This is a genomic window from Tateyamaria sp. ANG-S1 (genome assembly GCF_000814025.1).
Lineage (GTDB): Bacteria > Pseudomonadota > Alphaproteobacteria > Rhodobacterales > Rhodobacteraceae > Tateyamaria.
The window spans coordinates 382,214-397,003 of record NZ_JWLL01000005.1 but is presented as its reverse complement, the minus strand read 5'-3'; the positions used below and the strand labels follow the sequence as shown (position 1 = coordinate 397,003).

The 14,790-nt window shown below is 57.7% G+C and carries 15 protein-coding genes; 4 read left to right on the top strand and 11 right to left on the bottom strand.

Annotated elements, in window-relative coordinates; translation table 11 throughout:
• Positions 1 to 108: 108 nt before the first annotated feature.
• Both RA29_RS09255 and hemH read left to right on the top strand, forming a co-directional pair.
• On the top strand, positions 109 to 723 hold the full coding sequence (locus RA29_RS09255; RefSeq protein WP_342666402.1) for an SAM-dependent methyltransferase: 615 nt from the start codon (positions 109 to 111) through the stop codon (positions 721 to 723).
• 54 nt (positions 724 to 777) lie between these two features.
• Positions 778 to 1,839 carry a ferrochelatase gene (hemH, locus tag RA29_RS09250; protein WP_039685160.1) on the top strand — a complete coding sequence of 354 codons (1,062 nt, stop codon included), beginning with the start codon at positions 778 to 780 and terminating at the stop codon, positions 1,837 to 1,839.
• Between the two features lie 77 nt (positions 1,840 to 1,916).
• On the opposite strand, the gene RA29_RS09245 is transcribed toward hemH, so the two are convergent.
• On the bottom strand, positions 1,917 to 2,096 hold the full coding sequence (locus RA29_RS09245; protein WP_039685157.1) for a hypothetical protein: 180 nt from the start codon (positions 2,094 to 2,096) through the stop codon (positions 1,917 to 1,919).
• 138 nt (positions 2,097 to 2,234) lie between these two features.
• Positions 2,235 to 2,828 (bottom strand): L,D-transpeptidase, encoded by a 594-nt coding sequence (locus RA29_RS09240; protein ID WP_039685155.1) that lies wholly within the window; start codon positions 2,826 to 2,828, stop codon positions 2,235 to 2,237.
• Between the two features lie 205 nt (positions 2,829 to 3,033).
• Here RA29_RS09240 and RA29_RS09235 point away from each other — a divergent pair, with 205 nt between their 5' ends.
• Entirely contained in the window at positions 3,034 to 3,654 is a 621-nt protein-coding gene (locus tag RA29_RS09235; RefSeq protein WP_082029511.1) for a CAP domain-containing protein, read from the top strand.
• Here the strand turns inward: RA29_RS09235 and RA29_RS09230 are convergent, their stop codons facing one another.
• The 8 genes from RA29_RS09230 to RA29_RS09195 form a co-directional block, all read right to left on the bottom strand.
• A complete protein-coding gene (locus RA29_RS09230; RefSeq protein ID WP_039685154.1) occupies positions 3,655 to 4,155 on the bottom strand; it encodes a L,D-transpeptidase family protein in 501 nt (166 codons plus the stop codon).
• 105 nt (positions 4,156 to 4,260) lie between these two features.
• Complete coding sequence (locus RA29_RS09225; RefSeq protein WP_039685152.1) at positions 4,261 to 5,028, bottom strand: ion transporter; 768 nt, start codon at positions 5,026 to 5,028, stop codon at positions 4,261 to 4,263.
• Positions 5,029 to 5,040: 12 nt separating this feature from the next.
• A complete protein-coding gene (locus RA29_RS09220; protein ID WP_039685150.1) occupies positions 5,041 to 6,270 on the bottom strand; it encodes a class I SAM-dependent RNA methyltransferase in 1,230 nt (409 codons plus the stop codon).
• 39 nt (positions 6,271 to 6,309) lie between these two features.
• On the bottom strand, positions 6,310 to 8,142 hold the full coding sequence (locus RA29_RS09215) for an ABC transporter ATP-binding protein (RefSeq protein WP_039685148.1): 1,833 nt from the start codon (positions 8,140 to 8,142) through the stop codon (positions 6,310 to 6,312).
• Positions 8,139 to 9,980, bottom strand: coding sequence for an ABC transporter ATP-binding protein (locus RA29_RS09210; RefSeq protein ID WP_039685146.1), 1,842 nt, complete (start codon positions 9,978 to 9,980; stop codon positions 8,139 to 8,141). Before RA29_RS09210 ends, RA29_RS09215 begins: the two co-directional genes overlap by 4 nt.
• Before the next feature lie 161 nt (positions 9,981 to 10,141).
• Positions 10,142 to 11,314 (bottom strand): CCA tRNA nucleotidyltransferase, encoded by a 1,173-nt coding sequence (locus RA29_RS09205; RefSeq protein ID WP_039685144.1) that lies wholly within the window; start codon positions 11,312 to 11,314, stop codon positions 10,142 to 10,144.
• Positions 11,287 to 11,886: a CoA pyrophosphatase gene (locus tag RA29_RS09200; protein ID WP_039685142.1), complete on the bottom strand. Its 600-nt coding sequence runs from the start codon at positions 11,884 to 11,886 to the stop codon at positions 11,287 to 11,289. Before RA29_RS09200 ends, RA29_RS09205 begins: the two co-directional genes overlap by 28 nt.
• Entirely contained in the window at positions 11,879 to 12,865 is a 987-nt protein-coding gene (locus tag RA29_RS09195; protein WP_039685140.1) for an Hsp33 family molecular chaperone HslO, read from the bottom strand. The genes RA29_RS09200 and RA29_RS09195 overlap by 8 nt, the downstream gene beginning before the upstream one ends.
• Positions 12,866 to 12,941: 76 nt before the next feature.
• Here RA29_RS09195 and RA29_RS09190 point away from each other — a divergent pair, with 76 nt between their 5' ends.
• On the top strand, positions 12,942 to 13,379 hold the full coding sequence (locus RA29_RS09190) for an NUDIX hydrolase (protein ID WP_039685138.1): 438 nt from the start codon (positions 12,942 to 12,944) through the stop codon (positions 13,377 to 13,379).
• Here RA29_RS09190 and RA29_RS09185 read toward each other — a convergent pair.
• A complete protein-coding gene (locus tag RA29_RS09185) occupies positions 13,376 to 14,641 on the bottom strand; it encodes a SpoIIE family protein phosphatase (RefSeq protein ID WP_052249568.1) in 1,266 nt (421 codons plus the stop codon). The genes RA29_RS09190 and RA29_RS09185 overlap by 4 nt on opposite strands.
• Positions 14,642 to 14,790 lie beyond the last annotated feature (149 nt).

Genomic DNA, 14,790 nt, shown 5'->3' with positions numbered 1-14,790 from the left:
GATGAGGTCCAAGATCGACTTATGATGGTTAACAAATCCTTTTCATCTGCTGCGGTGGTTGCGGCTTTCCCAGATCTGTGGAGGGGCCAAGTTGACGGCGCGCACCTCATGGAAGAACAAGAAACACTACCGCTCGACCAGGCAAAACATGATCTGGTGATCCACAGTTTGGGTCTGCATTGGGCCAATGATCCGGTGGGGCAACTGATCCAATGCCGCCGCGCTTTGACAGCAGACGGACTTCTGTTAGCGGTCGCACTGGGTGGCCAAACCCTGCATGAATTGCGCGCGTGTCTGGCGGAGGCGGAAGTGGCAGAGACAGGTGGCTTGTCACCCCGCGTCGCGCCGATGGCAGAGGTGCGCGACCTCGGCGCCCTGCTACAACGCGCCGGTCTGGCACTGCCAGTCGCCGACACTGTCCCTCTGCGCGTGCAATACAAGTCTATATGGCATCTGATGCGAGACCTGCGTGCCATGGGCGAGGCGAATGCACTCAATGCCCGCAACAAGGCAGCGACACGGCCCGGCGTGCTGAAACGGGCGGCGGACATATATGCGGCCAGCTTTCCCAGCGACGACGGCGGTGTGATTGCGACCTTTGAACTGATCGTGCTGACAGGTTGGGCCCCGGATAAAAGCCAGCAAAAGCCGCTGCGTCCCGGATCAGCGCAGGCCAGACTGGCTGACGCCCTCAACACGGACGAAACGTCGCTGCCAGATTGACGTGCACGCAAATCCGTTTATCTCAGGCCCATTGGCGACCAGGAAGAGACCAAGATGCTCGATACCAGCAAGACCGCGACCCGTCCGGCCCATGCGGAAGACGATCACCCGGCCATCCCGCCGGCCCGCGTGGGCATTCTGCTGGCGAACCTCGGCACCCCGGATGGCTATGACTATTGGTCCATGCGGCGCTATCTGAACGAATTTCTGTCCGACAAGCGCGTCATCGACTACAGCGCCTGGATCTGGCAGCCGCTTCTCCAGCTTATTATCCTGACGAAGCGTCCCTTCTCATCCGGCGCCGCCTACAAGTCGATCTGGAACGAAGAGGCGGGCGAAAGCCCGTTGATGACGATCACCAAGGATCAGACGGCCAAGATCAAGGCGGCCATGCACGACAAGTACGGCGATCAGGTCATGGTCGATTTCTGCATGCGCTACGGTAACCCGTCGACCAAGTCCAAAGTCCGTGAGATGGTCGAGGCCGGGTGCCAGAAGATCCTATTTTTCCCGCTTTACCCGCACTATGCCGGGGCGACGTCGGCCACAGCGAATGACCAGTTCTTTCGCGCGCTCATGGAGGAGAAGTGGCAGCCGACAACGCGGACAGTCCAGCCCTACTTCGAACATCCGAAATACATCGAAGCGCTCGCCCAATCCATCGAGCGCGCTTATGGCGCCATGGATACGCGCCCGGACATTCTGGTGTGCAGCTACCATGGCGTGCCCCTGCGCTACCTTATGGAAGGCGATCCGTATCACTGTCAGTGCCAGAAAACGACGCGCTTGTTGAAAGAGCGTCTTGGGTGGCAAGACACTGAAATTAAAACAACTTTCCAATCGAAATTCGGACCCGAAGAGTGGCTGAAACCTTACACGGTCGAAGAGGTCGCGCGCCTGGCTGAAGCTGGGAAAAAGAACATCGCCGTATGTGCGCCAGCGTTTTCTGCGGATTGCATTGAAACGCTGGAAGAGATCAACGAAGAAATCAAGGAAAGCTTTGAAGAAGCCGGGGGTGAGACGTTCACCTATATTCCATGCCTCAATGACGATGACGCGCACATTGATGCCTTGAACACCGTCATCGAAGAAAATCTACGCGGTTGGCTGGACTGACGGTACCGTACTCAGTCAGCAATTAAAAAAGGCGGCTCTAAACGAGCCGCCTTTTTCTTTTGTAAATTGTTTAGGACTTAGTCCGCAACAACAGCTGCAACTGCGATCAGGATCAGCAGGGGCAGAACGATGCCGCCCGAAGAGCTACGAGTCTCTTCAACGATCACGGGTGCTTCGATGATCGGCTCGGCAGGTGCGCCGGCGAATGCGGTCGAAGCAGCAGCAGTCAGAGCAGCAGCGAGAACGAGTTTTTTCATATTAACCTCCAGTTAAGCGCCCCAACAATTAGCATTGGAACGCACCCAAGACTTACCTCGTGGGTCTCTGTAAACAGCAATATTGCGCAATTGCAAACCGTGTTTCAGGGACTTAGCCGCCGATCCGCCGTAATGTCGTCAAATTAGCAACACTTGCGTCCCGACGTTCGCCATCTCGAACAGCTCTTCGATATGTTCGTTATACAAACCAATGCAGCCGTTCGAAGATTTGCGGCCAATCTTGCGCGTATCGTGGGTGCCGTGGATACGGTAATAGGTCCAGCTCAGGTGCAGGGACCGCGTGCCAAGCGGATTGTCCGGACCAGGGCCGATATAGTCAGGCCATTCCGGGTTGCGCTTCTTCATAGAGGGGGTCGGGCGCCAATCCGGATTCGGGTCCTTGAGCGTTACACGGGTACGGCCACGACGGGTCAGATCCTCCGTCAGCGGAACACTGGAGGGGTACAACTTGTAGATTGTTTGGTCTTCGTTCCAGTAGTGGACAGCACGGCTGTCGATATCGACCAGAATTGCACCGTTTCTCAGGTTGTCGAAATACGGCTCCCACGCCAGGGAGCGGAAGCTGGAAATGTTGCGACGAACCGACTGTGACGGGTCGCGCGACGCCTGACCGGCGGGCACATTCTGCGCGAGCGCAGGGGCACCGAGCAAGGCCGCCGAGCCAGCGAGAAACGCGCGGCGGCTGGGACTGTTAAAAGGTGATTTGGACATTGAATGCCTCTCCGATGATGTTTTCCTGCCAGTTCCGTGAAAATTATTGCGTGAATGTCGCAATCGCAAATCAAACAGATGTCATCTATGCAGCATCACGCCGATGTGGGTTTGTAATGCAACGCCCAAGTCGCTATCGAGTTTCAAACGGCAACAACGATGTGCAGGATCAATGCGTATTTTCTCGGTTCTTCTGGTCGCGATGATGACCCTTGCGGCTTGTGCGACACCTCCAGTACCGACGGTTGGGGAGGACGGTCGTCCGCTACCCCAACTGTATCGCATACGTGGCGGTGATACAGCGAAGCTACAGTTCCGTATGCTTGATTCCGTGAACGCATTGCGCGGCGCTCAAGGCGCAGCGCCTGTTGAGTTGAACCCACAACTGAATGCAGCGGCAGCAACCCATGCCCGGGATATGTCCGTTCAGAACCGCCCGTGGCACTTCGGATCAGACGGGTCGTCGCCCATCGACCGCCTGCAGCGCGTCGGGTATTCCGGCAGCCTAATTGGCGAAAACATATCCGAAACCTACGAAACCGAACTTGAAACGCTCGCTGCATGGATGGAGCAGCCGGACACGCGCCGCACGATCCTGTCACCCCAGGCACGCGACATGGGTTTTGCCTGGTTCCAGGAGCAGAACGGCAAGATCTGGTGGACTATGGTCATGGGCAATCCGAACTCTGTCGCGTTGATCCCTGAGGCAAACCCGTCGGCGACCCGGCTTGTGCCCGATCCAACACCAAACCCGGATGCTGCGGCGGTCAACATTGACGACACTCAGGACGACGCGGTCATCATCACCACGACGCCCGCGACGTAATCAGGGATTGATCTGGATCGGCGTGCCGTTGCGCACCATAGCATAGACGTCTTCCATCTCGCGGTTGGTCACCGCGATGCATCCCCACGTCCAATCCTCTCGCCTGCGCTTGAACGGGCTGGATTCGCCATGAATAAAGATGTCACCACCGGGAGGCTTTCCCAACGCTGCAGCCTCCATCCGGTCCCTTGCATTGGGATATGAGATGCCCAACGACAAGTGGAACTGGCTGTTCGGATTGCGCCGGTCGATGATGTAGGTGCCCTCGGGCGTGCGCCCATCCCCTTCAAAGAACTTGTCGCCGATCGGGGCAAAGCCCAGGTCGATGTCATAGTCCTTCAGAACTCTGTCACCATGCATGAGATACATGCGCCGCGGTTCCTTGTTCACCACGATGTAGGTCACGTCAGGTCCGCGATAGGTCTTGAACTTGCTTGGGGATGAACAGGCGCCAAGGCTCATGGCCGCCGCTCCGCCCATCATAAGATGTCTGCGTTTCATGAAAATCCTGTCCCAATGGGTTGTTTTTGTAGTTGGGCAAAAAATACCACGGTCGGCGGCGTCCAGCCTAGCGGCATTTTGACCAGCATGATCACCAGCGCGTGATCACTTGTCGCGCAGCTTTGACTCGATTGCGTCCAAACGCTTCAGCACTTCATCCCGGTAGCTGTCCGTTGCTGCATTCGATTCCTCGGCGTGCGCATCCTGCATCGAATTGACGATCAAACCGACCAACAGGTTCACGACGGCAAAGGTGGTCATCATGATGAACGGCACAAAGAAGAGCCAGGCGTAGGGATACACCTCCATCACCGGGCGGACGATGCCCATGGACCATGATTCCAAGGTCATGATCTGAAAGAGCGAATAGGCACTGCGGCCAAGATCGCCGAACCACTCGGGAAAGCTGCTTGCGAACAGCTTGGTCGACATGACCGCACCGATATAGAAAATCAGCGCCATCAAAAGGAAAACGCTGCCCATACCCGGCAAAGCAGTCACAAACCCCTCAACGACGCGGCGCAGGCTTGGCGCCACTGAAATCACCCGCAAGACCCGCAATATACGCAGCGCGCGCAGGACGGACAGACCACCCGTGCTGGGCATAAGGGCGATACCAACGATCACGAAGTCGAAGACATTCCAGCCATTACGGAAGAACTTACCGCGGTACGCGATCAGCTTCAGAATGATCTCAACAGTAAAGATACCAAGGCAAATGCGATCCACGGCGAGGATCAACCCACCAGCAACCGACATGGCAGCCTGGGACGTTTCCAGACCCAGCGTAATTGCGTTCAAAATGATGACCGCAATAATCGCATTCGTGACACGCGCGCTTTCAAGCCACAGGGCAAGGGTGGTCCGGTCCATGTCTCGTCTCCTTCACGCGGCGATATGGGCCAAACGGAAGGCACCGACAAGTTCCACATGGGTAGACCAGCGGAACTGATCCACCGGCTGCACCCAATCCAGCAGATATCCGGCATTGCACAAGGTTTCGGCATCACGCGCAAAGGTCTGCGGGTTGCAGGACACATGTGCGATGACCGGCACCTGCGCGCGCGCCAGTTCCGCCATCTGAGCGACCGCGCCTGCACGCGGCGGATCAATCACGACCGCATCAAACCGTGCAAGCTCATCCGGCAGGAGCGGGCGCCGGAACAGGTCGCGCGTCTCGGTCGTCACCCGTTTCAATCCAGCGGCCTGCCGCCAACCTGCATCGAGCGCTATCATCATGTCGCTGTCGCCCTCGACCGCGTGCACCTCTACCGTTTCAGCCAAGGGCAAGGCAAACGTGCCGCATCCGGCAAAAAGGTCCACGACGGATTTCGCCGAACTGACGATACTGCACACAAGGTCAGTCAGCGTTTGCTGCCCGTGTTCCGTGGCCTGAAGAAACGCACCGGCGGGGGGCACGACCCGCGCGGTTCCCATGGACTGGCCTGGCGGTGCGCGCATCCCGATGAGCTCGCCATCCCATGTCAGGCGCGCAAGACGATGCTGTTCACACAAAGCCGCAAGCGTGATCCGCAAAGTACCATCCAATGGCTTGCCCCCCGTTACGGCAACATCCGGTCCCGTATCCGATTCAGTAACCGTGATGGACAGGGCCGCCTTGCGACTGGCACCGGCGACGGCAAGATCTTCGCACATCGGCAAAGCCGTGCGGAGCGTTGGTGTAATCAGGATGCAGTTCGGCACCTGCACGATGGTATCGGATTTTCGACCGTGAAAACCCGCCATCGCGCCCTTTTTGGTACGCCTTGCCGCGAAACTTGCACGGCGGCGCGATTGCGCCGGGGATGTTATTGTTGGTCGAACATCAGCCTCTAAACCGGCATGTTTGAGGTAACCCGCGACCACCTCGCGCTTCCAGTCCGCCACCAGATCGCCAGATGCGTGCTGCAACTGACAACCGCCACAAGAGCGAAAGTGAGAACACGGCGGGGACACACGATCAGGCGACGGAGTAACGATCCGGATATCGGTGAGATGCGTACCATCAACCTTGCCCGTCACCACCTCTCCAGGCAATGTCATGGGGGCATAGATCGGACCCGGCGCAATACCATCACCCTGCTGGCCCATTCTCTCAATCGTCACTGTCGTCATGTCAGGTGGCCTACCGGGATCGGCGCGGGCGGAAAAGTGCTATTCCGCAGCCTGCGTGCTGATGAAACCGCCGGATTGCCGCTGCCAGTAGCGCGCATAAAGCCCGCCTTTGGCCAAGAGCGCATCGTGTGGACCTTCCTCGACAATGCGGCCCTGATCCATCACTACAATTCTGTCCATCTCGGTCAGCGTGGACAGGCGGTGCGCGATAGCAAGTACGGTCTTACCCTCCATCACGCGGGTCAGCGCGGATTGGATCGACGCCTCGACCTCACTATCAAGCGCGCTGGTGGCTTCGTCCAAGACAAGGATTGGAGCGTCTTTCAGGATGGCGCGCGCCAGGGCTATGCGTTGACGCTGACCGCCCGACAGCTTCACGCCACGCTCACCAAGATGCGCTTCGTATCCTTTGCGTTCCTTGTGGTCCTGCAGATCCAGGATGAACTCGTGGGCTTCCGCTTTTTGTGCAGCTGCGATCATATCAGTCTCTGATGCAGTCGGTCGCCCATACAGAATGTTCTCACGGGCCGAGCGGTTGAACATCGCCGTTTCCTGCGTGACCATCCCAATATTGTGGCGCAGACTGTCCTGTGTCACATGATTGATGTCGTGCCCATCAATCAGAACACGGCCACTTTCCCCTTCATAGAGACGCAAAAGCAACGAAACGAGTGTTGACTTGCCTGCGCCCGACGCGCCAACAATGCCAACCTTTTCACCCGGAGCGATGCGCAGCGAAATGCCTGTGATCCCACCTGTATCACGCCCGTAACTGAAGCCGAGATTGTCAAAGACAACCTCACCGGCAACGTCGCCAAGTGCCTTGGCACCTTCGGCATTCTGCACCCGGTTGCGCGGGGTCAGGGTGCGCATGCCGTCCTCAATCTCACCCACGTTCGAATAGATCGCCATTAGCGTGAAGCTGACCCAACCCGTCATCTGCGCAATGCGGATAGCAATTGCACCGGACGCAACGATATCGCCCGGTGTCGCGATACCCTGTCGCCACATGACGATGGTACCACCCAGCAAAAGCACAGGCAGCAGCCCGGCCAGGGTCATCAGGGCAAAGCGGAACCCGGCGGACAGGATACCGAAATCCACCGCTGTCTTGCGAAAATGGCCCATCGCGCCCAGCGCAGCCTGATCTTCGTGGTCGTCATGGGCGAACAACTTCACTGTCTTGATGTTCGTAATGGTGTCCACGACCTGGCCTGACACCATGGCCCGTGCTGCCGCACGCGCCGCAGACCGTTTGCGGATGCGTGGCAGATACCAGCGGATCAAGGTGAAGTAGGCAACAAGCCAAACGGCGAAGCCAATAGCGACACGCCAGTCAATCGCGAACAGCAGAATGATCGACCCTGCGAGCGACGCTAGCGCAAAGGCAACGACGTTGATGAATTCGGACACGACATCAGTAACAGCCCGTGCCGCCTGCATCTGCTTTTGCGCGATACGACCTGCGAAATCATCATCGAAGAATGTCACCGACTGCCCAAGGGTCCAACGATGCAGGCGAGACAGGACCAGCGGGTTTACATTCGGCTGCACGATGATGGCATTAGTTGCCGCGCTTAGCCCAAACAAGATCGGGCGCGCGATCAGAAAGAACGCGAGAGCACCCACAACAAGCCCAATGTTAGAGACGGAAAAGAAGCCATCTGGCCCAAGCTGAACTGTCGCGTCGATCACCTTACCTAGGATCAGCGCTGTGCCCGCCTCAAGCGCGCCAGCTGCAGCCGAACACGCAGCGGCCAACCACAGGGCAGGCCACGCACCGGACAGGCACCAGCGCATGAACGGCCATAGGGATTGCGGCGGAGACCCCTCCGCCCGCCTGAATGAGTCGATCCAGTTCGAAATCTTCATTCTGCTGCCTCGGTCGCGATGAACCCACCGGATTGGCGCGCCCAGAGTTCGGCATATAGGCCGCCCTGCGCCAAAAGCGCGTCATGGCTGCCATCCTCGACGATTTTCCCGTTATCGAGGACCAGAATGCGGTCCATCTCTGCGATGGTGGACAGGCGGTGAGCGATCGCGATCACCGTCTTGCCCTCCATCATCTGGTAGAGCGTATCCTGAATGGCTGCTTCGACCTCACTGTCGAGTGCGCTGGTGGCTTCATCAAGAACAAGAATTGGCGCGTTCTTGAGGATCACACGCGCCAGCGTGATCCGCTGCCGTTGGCCGCCCGAAAGCTTCACGCCGCGTTCGCCGACCTGCGCATCATACCCGGTGCGCCCCTCCGGATCAGAAAGATCAAGGATGAACTCGTGCGCCTGGGCCCGAACGGCTGCGGCAACCATCTCTTCCTCTGTGGCGTTCGGGCGACCGTACAGAATGTTGTCACGGACAGACCGGTGCAAAAGCGAGCTGTCCTGCTGCACCATACCGATGTTCAGGCGCAGACTGTCTTGCGTCACCTTTGCAATGTCCTGACCGTCAATGGTGATGCGCCCCGCCTCGGCGTCGTAAAACCGCAATAGAAGCTTGACCAAAGTCGATTTACCAGCGCCAGACCGACCGATAAGGCCCACCTTTTCGCCGGGCTGAATGACAGTGGAGATACTTTGCAGACCGCCGCTGCCACGTCCGTAGTGGTGCGTCAGATCTTCCAGGGCAATTTCGCCACGGGTCAGTTCAAGCGGTTTGGCATCAGGCGCATCGACAAGCGTGACAGGCTGGGCAATCGTCTCCATCCCTTCGGAGATGATACCCAGATTCTGGACCAGAGATGTCATGGCCCACATGATCCAGTAAGTCATGTTGTTCAAGCGCAGCGCAATTGTCAGTGCAGCCGCCACCATTCCTTCGGTCGTGAACCCACCGATCCAAAGCCAGATGGCCAGTGCACCCATCGACACGATCATGCTCGCGTTCAGGATGGTCAGGCACACGTCCATTTTGACGATGATACGCATCTCTTTCATGAAGGTCTGACGCGCGTTCTCAATCGCCTCTTTGGCGTAGTCGATCTCGCGGTCGTGGTGGGCGAACATCTTGACGGAATGAATGTTCGAATAGCTGTCCACGACCCGGCCCGTGATCGCACTGCGTGCGTCCGAACTGGCCTTGGACGCAGGACCCGCACGGCGGATTACCCAGCGCATCAACAGCAAATACCCGACAATCCAGAGGATCAGCGGCAGAGCAAGCCACAAATCAAAGCTAATCAAAAGGATGGTCGCACCGATCACCGACGTGACAAAGAATGACCCGGCATCCAGCACCTGAAACATCGCCTCACCCGTGGCAGGCGGCGTTTGCATGATGCGGTTGGCGATGCGCCCGGCAAAGTCATCTTCGAACCAGCCCACCGACTGGCGCAACACGTGCTTGTGTGACCGCCAACGGATCAACGTGCCAAGGTTGGGCAGAAGCGTATTGTGCAGTAGCGCAACATCCACAAAGGCCATCAGCGTGCGCAACACCAACACCCACAGGGCGACCAGCATGAACTCAAGACCGTATTCCGGAATAATCGCTTCCGGCGTTCCCTGCGCCAGCAGATCGACGATCCGCGCCACGTACCAGATCAGCAGGATTTCACCAAACGCGACAACCGTGCTGAAGATGAAGGTGATGGCAATCACCCAACGGAACGGCTTCAGATACTCCCGAAGAAATGGCCAAAGCTTGGTCGGGGGCGTGTCGGCTTCCGTATAAGGCAGGTATGGATCGACTAGCGATTCAAAGAACTTAAACATGATTGGTCCGTAGAGATGTGGTGCAATAGGTATGTGACGCGAGCCAAGGCCACGCGCGTCACAAAGGACGTTCAGCGACGATCAGGCGTCGTTCCAGATCCTTGGTACCATTGCGCTCTCCATCAGGTTGTAACGACACATAGTGACGGAGGGGTCAAATGTCACGGGGCGAGCAGCTCTTCCTTGCTCTTCATCAAGTCGGAGTCGAGCCAGAGCTGCTTCAACCGCTTGAGTTCAGCACCCAACTCAGGCCCCGAGAGGTGCGGCAAGTCTCTGGCAAGCAATGGGAAAACTGCCTCGGCGCCCTTGTCCACTTGTCGCAAAAGGTTCGGATCAAGAACGTTGCCCGAATAAGCAGCTTTCAGCAGCACCGCACCCCGACCGGCATCCTTGGCAGCCAGGTATCCGATCACAACAGCGCTGTTTGATGACACAGACAAGGTCCGCACCGATTCGAGATGTCGCTGATCACGCCGTGACAGACGAAGTCGCGCCTCAACATCTTGCCCGCCCAGCGCCGCAAGACGAACCAACGGGTCGGGATCGGTACCTGTCAGATCTTCCAAGTGAACAAGCGGTCCCAGAAATGTCGGATCTGCACCAGGCAGCAACCGTGAAAGAACACCCGTCTGGTGCATGACGGAAACCGCTGGCGATGCGTAAGGCGCGGACAGCAGTTTCAACAACTCGGAACCCACCCGCTCGGCGGACAGCGTTTCAAGCCCGTCGAGGTTCTCGGCGATGCCAGCCAAAGCTTCTGCATCCCAACCGGCAGCTGGGTCCGCGTATTGGGCAGAGAAGCGGAAGTAACGAAGGGTCCGCAGATAATCTTCGCGGATGCGCTGACCGGCATCATCAATGAACCGCACATACCTCGCTCGGGCGTCGTTCAAGCCATCAACCGGGTCAAAGATCACCCCATGCGCATCTGCATAGAGGGCGTTCATGGTGAAATCCCGCCGCCGGGCGTCGTCGCCCATATGACGTGAAAACGCCACGACAGCACGGCGCCCATCGGTTGCAACATCTTTGCGAAAGGTCGTCACCTCAAACGGATGGCCCTGCACCACCACCGTCACGGTGCCATGGTCAATTCCGGTCGGGACACATCGAAACCCCGCGTCGGTGCAAATCTTGATGGTTTGATCCGGTGTCGCGTCAGTCGCGATGTCGATGTCCGAAATAGGAACGCACATGATCGCGTTGCGCACACACCCTCCGACAAAAAGCGCTCGAAAGCCCGCTTCAGCAAACGCTGCGCACAGCTCTTGCGCGGCCGTATCGGTCAAAAAGGCAGTGTTAGGCTCTAGTCTGGGGGCAATAGGTCGGTCCATGCCCGCAATATACGCGCGGTTGCGCCCCATATGTAATAGGGGCCGTAGGGCACCGTATAATACATCCGTTTTTGTCCGCGCCACTGCCGGGCCTCAACAACGAAATTGGCCGATTGCAGAACATGGGACAAAGGCACGCGAAACACCTCTGACACCTCACCAACTTCGGGAATGGCATCGAAACGGCCGTTCACAAAGGCAACAACCGGTGTGACGGTGAAAGATGTCACAGTCTCGTGCGGCGCGAATGTGCCAAGCACTTCGACACTGTTGCTCTGTAACCCTATTTCTTCATGCGCTTCGCGCAATGCAGTCGCAACCAGATCACTGTCATCATCATCCTGCTTCCCCCCCGGAAAGGCGATCTGACCCGGATGGTGCTTGAGTGCCGAAGACCGTTTGGTGAGGATCAGTTCGTACCCGTTTGGTCCCTCAATGATCGGAGCAAGGACCGCAGCGGGACGCAGTTTGCGTCCCTCAGGCAGAAGAACGCCTTTGTTCAAATCGTAGTCAGACGAAGCGGCGCCGGTTTGTGCCAGCGCCGCTCGTGTTTGTTCCAGAAGATCAGGCACCGCCCTGGGTTTCCGCCTCGAATCCAACCGTGGCCGGGTCCAGGTCGTAATGCGCGCCGCAAAACTGGCAATCTGCTGTAACGCGGCCGTCTTCGGTAGTCATCTTCTCAATGTCCCGCGCAGAATAGATCGACAGGCTTTGGCGCACGCGATCCTCGGAACATGTGCAACCGAAGCGGATCGGCTGGGTGTCGAACACGCGCGGTGTCTCCTCGTGGAAGAGCCGTAGCAACAAGTCGTTCGGCGCAAGGTGCGGTCCGATCAATTCCATCTCTTCCACGGTATCGAGCAGGATGTTCACACGATTCCAGTTCTCGGACTCATCGCCTTCAAGCAGGTCATCGGACCGCAGCACGTCGCCCGTACCCTCGGACGTTGCGGCAAAGGGTGAGGCCTTGGGCATGTGTTGTAGCATCACGCCACCTGCGCGCCAGTGCTCGGGCCCGCCAGCTTCGGTAGACTTACCAAAACTCAGCTGGAACCGTGTCGGAAGCTGTTCGGATTGCGCAAAGTAGGTCTGTGCGCAGGCGGCAAGCGATGCGCCATCCAGCGGCGTGATGCCTTGGTAGGGCGTCATGCCGGTCCCCTGATCGATCATGATGGCAAAATAGCCTTCGCCCACCTGTTCAAAGGGCGCACCATCGGTCAGCCGATCACGATCAAAGCTGGCGTAAGCACGGATACGGGCGATGTCGCCCTCGTTCTCCGGTCCGTAGTAGTCCGTCGCGATCATCCGCACGGGACCCTTGGATTGCACCTGCAGCGACAGCTTCCAACGCAGCTTGATCGTCTGGCCGATCAGCGCTGTTAGCAATGCCATTTCAGCAATCAGCGCCTCAACCTGCGGCGGGTAATCATGTTGTTTCAGGATGCCATCCAACACTCCGTCCAGACGCGCAACGCGCCCGCGGATGTCGGAAGCATCAAGTTGGAAGGGCAGGACGGTATCGTCCCACGCGAGTTGCGAACCGAGTGTCATTGGGGTTTCCTTTGGTGCCAGTCATTGGCATATCGCGACTATATAGGATAGCGGGCGGAAACTGAAAGGGGGGCGCATGATCCGGCGTTTTGGCGAACAGCCCGACCCCAGACGCAGGTACACGATGCGGCCCGGCGCGTATGCGATACTGCATCGCGGACCTTCGGTCATGCTCACCTTTCAAAGCCGTCCAGAGCCGGAATTCCAATTACCCGGCGGCGGCATTGATCCTGGCGAAAGCCCGATCCGGGCATTGCACCGCGAGGTCTATGAGGAAACCGGCTGGCACATCGGATCGCCGCGAAAGCTGGGGGCGTTCCGTCGTTTCACATATATGCCAGAATACGATCTATGGGCCGAAAAGCTATGCCACGTGTTCGTTGCGCGCCCCGTGATGCGTTTGGGCGAACCGCTGGAGCCTGACCATACCGTGATCTGGATGAACTCGACATCAGCCACTGACGCTGTTTACAACGACGGCGATCGGATGTTCCTAAACCGATACTTCATCTAGTCTGCACCTCGGAATTCAAAGAGAATGCCGGACACATCATCGGGAAATGTCGTTTCACCCGCAAACTCGGTCATGCGCCACAAGAGTGCTTCGAAAAAAGCAGGTCCCGAAACATCAGCCAAGTCTTGCATCAGATTTGCAAGGCCCGCCTCCTGAAGCATCTCACCATCGGTGCCCGGGCATTCCGTCACGCCATCCGACAGCAACAAAAGCCGGTCGCCCGGTGTCAGTTGCGTTTCAAACTGAGTGAAGGAGATCCCCGACATCAGCCCAACGGGGAACCCGCCGGGGCCATCCTGTTCAATCGTGCCGTCCTGGCGTTGGACTGCAGGATGCGGGTGACCTGCCTGTGCCATCCTGACATGTCCGGTTGTCAAATCCACATCGGCCAGAAGCAGGGTAAAGTAGTGCTCTGTCTCCATTTCATCGAGGACAAGATCATTCAGGGTTTCAATGACGTCTTCCGGTGGCAAAAATGCGTATGACCCATCGTCGCTACGCTCAAGCGCCACGTTTTGGTCTGGCGCTGCGGCAGACAGGTAACCCGCCAGACGTGCCGTCATCAACGCGGAACTGATCCCATGGCCGGACACATCAATGGAAAAAAGCCCCAGATGGCCCGGTTGCGCAGGAAAGAAGCCGACAAGGTCACCGCCGACGTGCCCGCTGGAGCGTAGCATCAGGCTTAGATCACCTGTATCGAACGATTTGTGGCGTTCACGGACAAGCGATTGCTGCAACTTCTTCGCCTCAAGCAAATCACTGTCGAGCGAATCATAAAGCCGCTGCAATTCATCCAGCGTGTCGGTGATCAGGCGGTTTTTTTCAGTCAATTCGCGCTGCATGTGCAGGATGCGTTCACCAGCAGCGATCCGTGCGCGCAATTCATTGGCATCAACCGGCTTCGTCACAAAGTCGTCCGCACCTGCCTCAAGCCCCATGGCGATTTCGGCCTTTTCGCTCTTGGATGTCAGAAGGATGAAGTAGCCGTATTGGTCCTTGCTCAACTCTCGAAAGGCGGCACAGAATTCGAGCCCAGTCATGCCCGGCATCATCCAATCGCTCAGGACCAAATCAGGCAATACATCCCTGCATACACTCAGCGCTTCCTCACCCGAGCCTGCCTCATAAACCTCGAACCCCCAGCGCTTCACGGAACTCGACAAGATTTTGCGTTGTAGACGGCTGTCGTCGACAATCAGCACACGATGTGTGGCGTCGGGGGCAGAAGCCTCCTCCTGCTGGATCAATTCAACATTCATGTACCGCGTATTCCAACTGCTTGAGTGCTGGATAGGTCCGGCCACTTAACAGGCAGTGAAACTGAAAACCCGATTACCTAAACCTTTAACGGTCACCGTTCCTTAACGTGATCTGTGCTGAAACGCGGTCAAAGCGATCGGAGACGGTA

Excerpts from the sequence above, each read along its gene's own strand:
- RA29_RS09255 (WP_342666402.1), top strand. The coding sequence starts at position 109 with ATGGAAGAACAAGAAACACTACCGCTCGACCAGGCAAAACATGATCTG.
- hemH (WP_039685160.1), top strand. The coding sequence starts at position 778 with ATGCTCGATACCAGCAAGACCGCGACCCGTCCGGCCCATGCGGAAGAC.
- RA29_RS09245 (WP_039685157.1), bottom strand. The coding sequence starts at position 2,096 with ATGAAAAAACTCGTTCTCGCTGCTGCTCTGACTGCTGCTGCTTCGACC.
- RA29_RS09240 (WP_039685155.1), bottom strand. The coding sequence starts at position 2,828 with ATGTCCAAATCACCTTTTAACAGTCCCAGCCGCCGCGCGTTTCTCGCT.
- RA29_RS09235 (WP_082029511.1), top strand. The coding sequence starts at position 3,034 with ATGACCCTTGCGGCTTGTGCGACACCTCCAGTACCGACGGTTGGGGAG.
- RA29_RS09230 (WP_039685154.1), bottom strand. The coding sequence starts at position 4,155 with ATGAAACGCAGACATCTTATGATGGGCGGAGCGGCGGCCATGAGCCTT.
- RA29_RS09225 (WP_039685152.1), bottom strand. The coding sequence starts at position 5,028 with ATGGACCGGACCACCCTTGCCCTGTGGCTTGAAAGCGCGCGTGTCACG.
- RA29_RS09220 (WP_039685150.1), bottom strand. The coding sequence starts at position 6,270 with ATGACGACAGTGACGATTGAGAGAATGGGCCAGCAGGGTGATGGTATT.
- RA29_RS09215 (WP_039685148.1), bottom strand. The coding sequence starts at position 8,142 with ATGAAGATTTCGAACTGGATCGACTCATTCAGGCGGGCGGAGGGGTCT.
- RA29_RS09210 (WP_039685146.1), bottom strand. The coding sequence starts at position 9,980 with ATGTTTAAGTTCTTTGAATCGCTAGTCGATCCATACCTGCCTTATACG.
- RA29_RS09205 (WP_039685144.1), bottom strand. The coding sequence starts at position 11,314 with ATGGACCGACCTATTGCCCCCAGACTAGAGCCTAACACTGCCTTTTTG.
- RA29_RS09195 (WP_039685140.1), bottom strand. The coding sequence starts at position 12,865 with ATGACACTCGGTTCGCAACTCGCGTGGGACGATACCGTCCTGCCCTTC.
- RA29_RS09190 (WP_039685138.1), top strand. The coding sequence starts at position 12,942 with ATGATCCGGCGTTTTGGCGAACAGCCCGACCCCAGACGCAGGTACACG.
- RA29_RS09185 (WP_052249568.1), bottom strand. The coding sequence starts at position 14,641 with ATGAATGTTGAATTGATCCAGCAGGAGGAGGCTTCTGCCCCCGACGCC.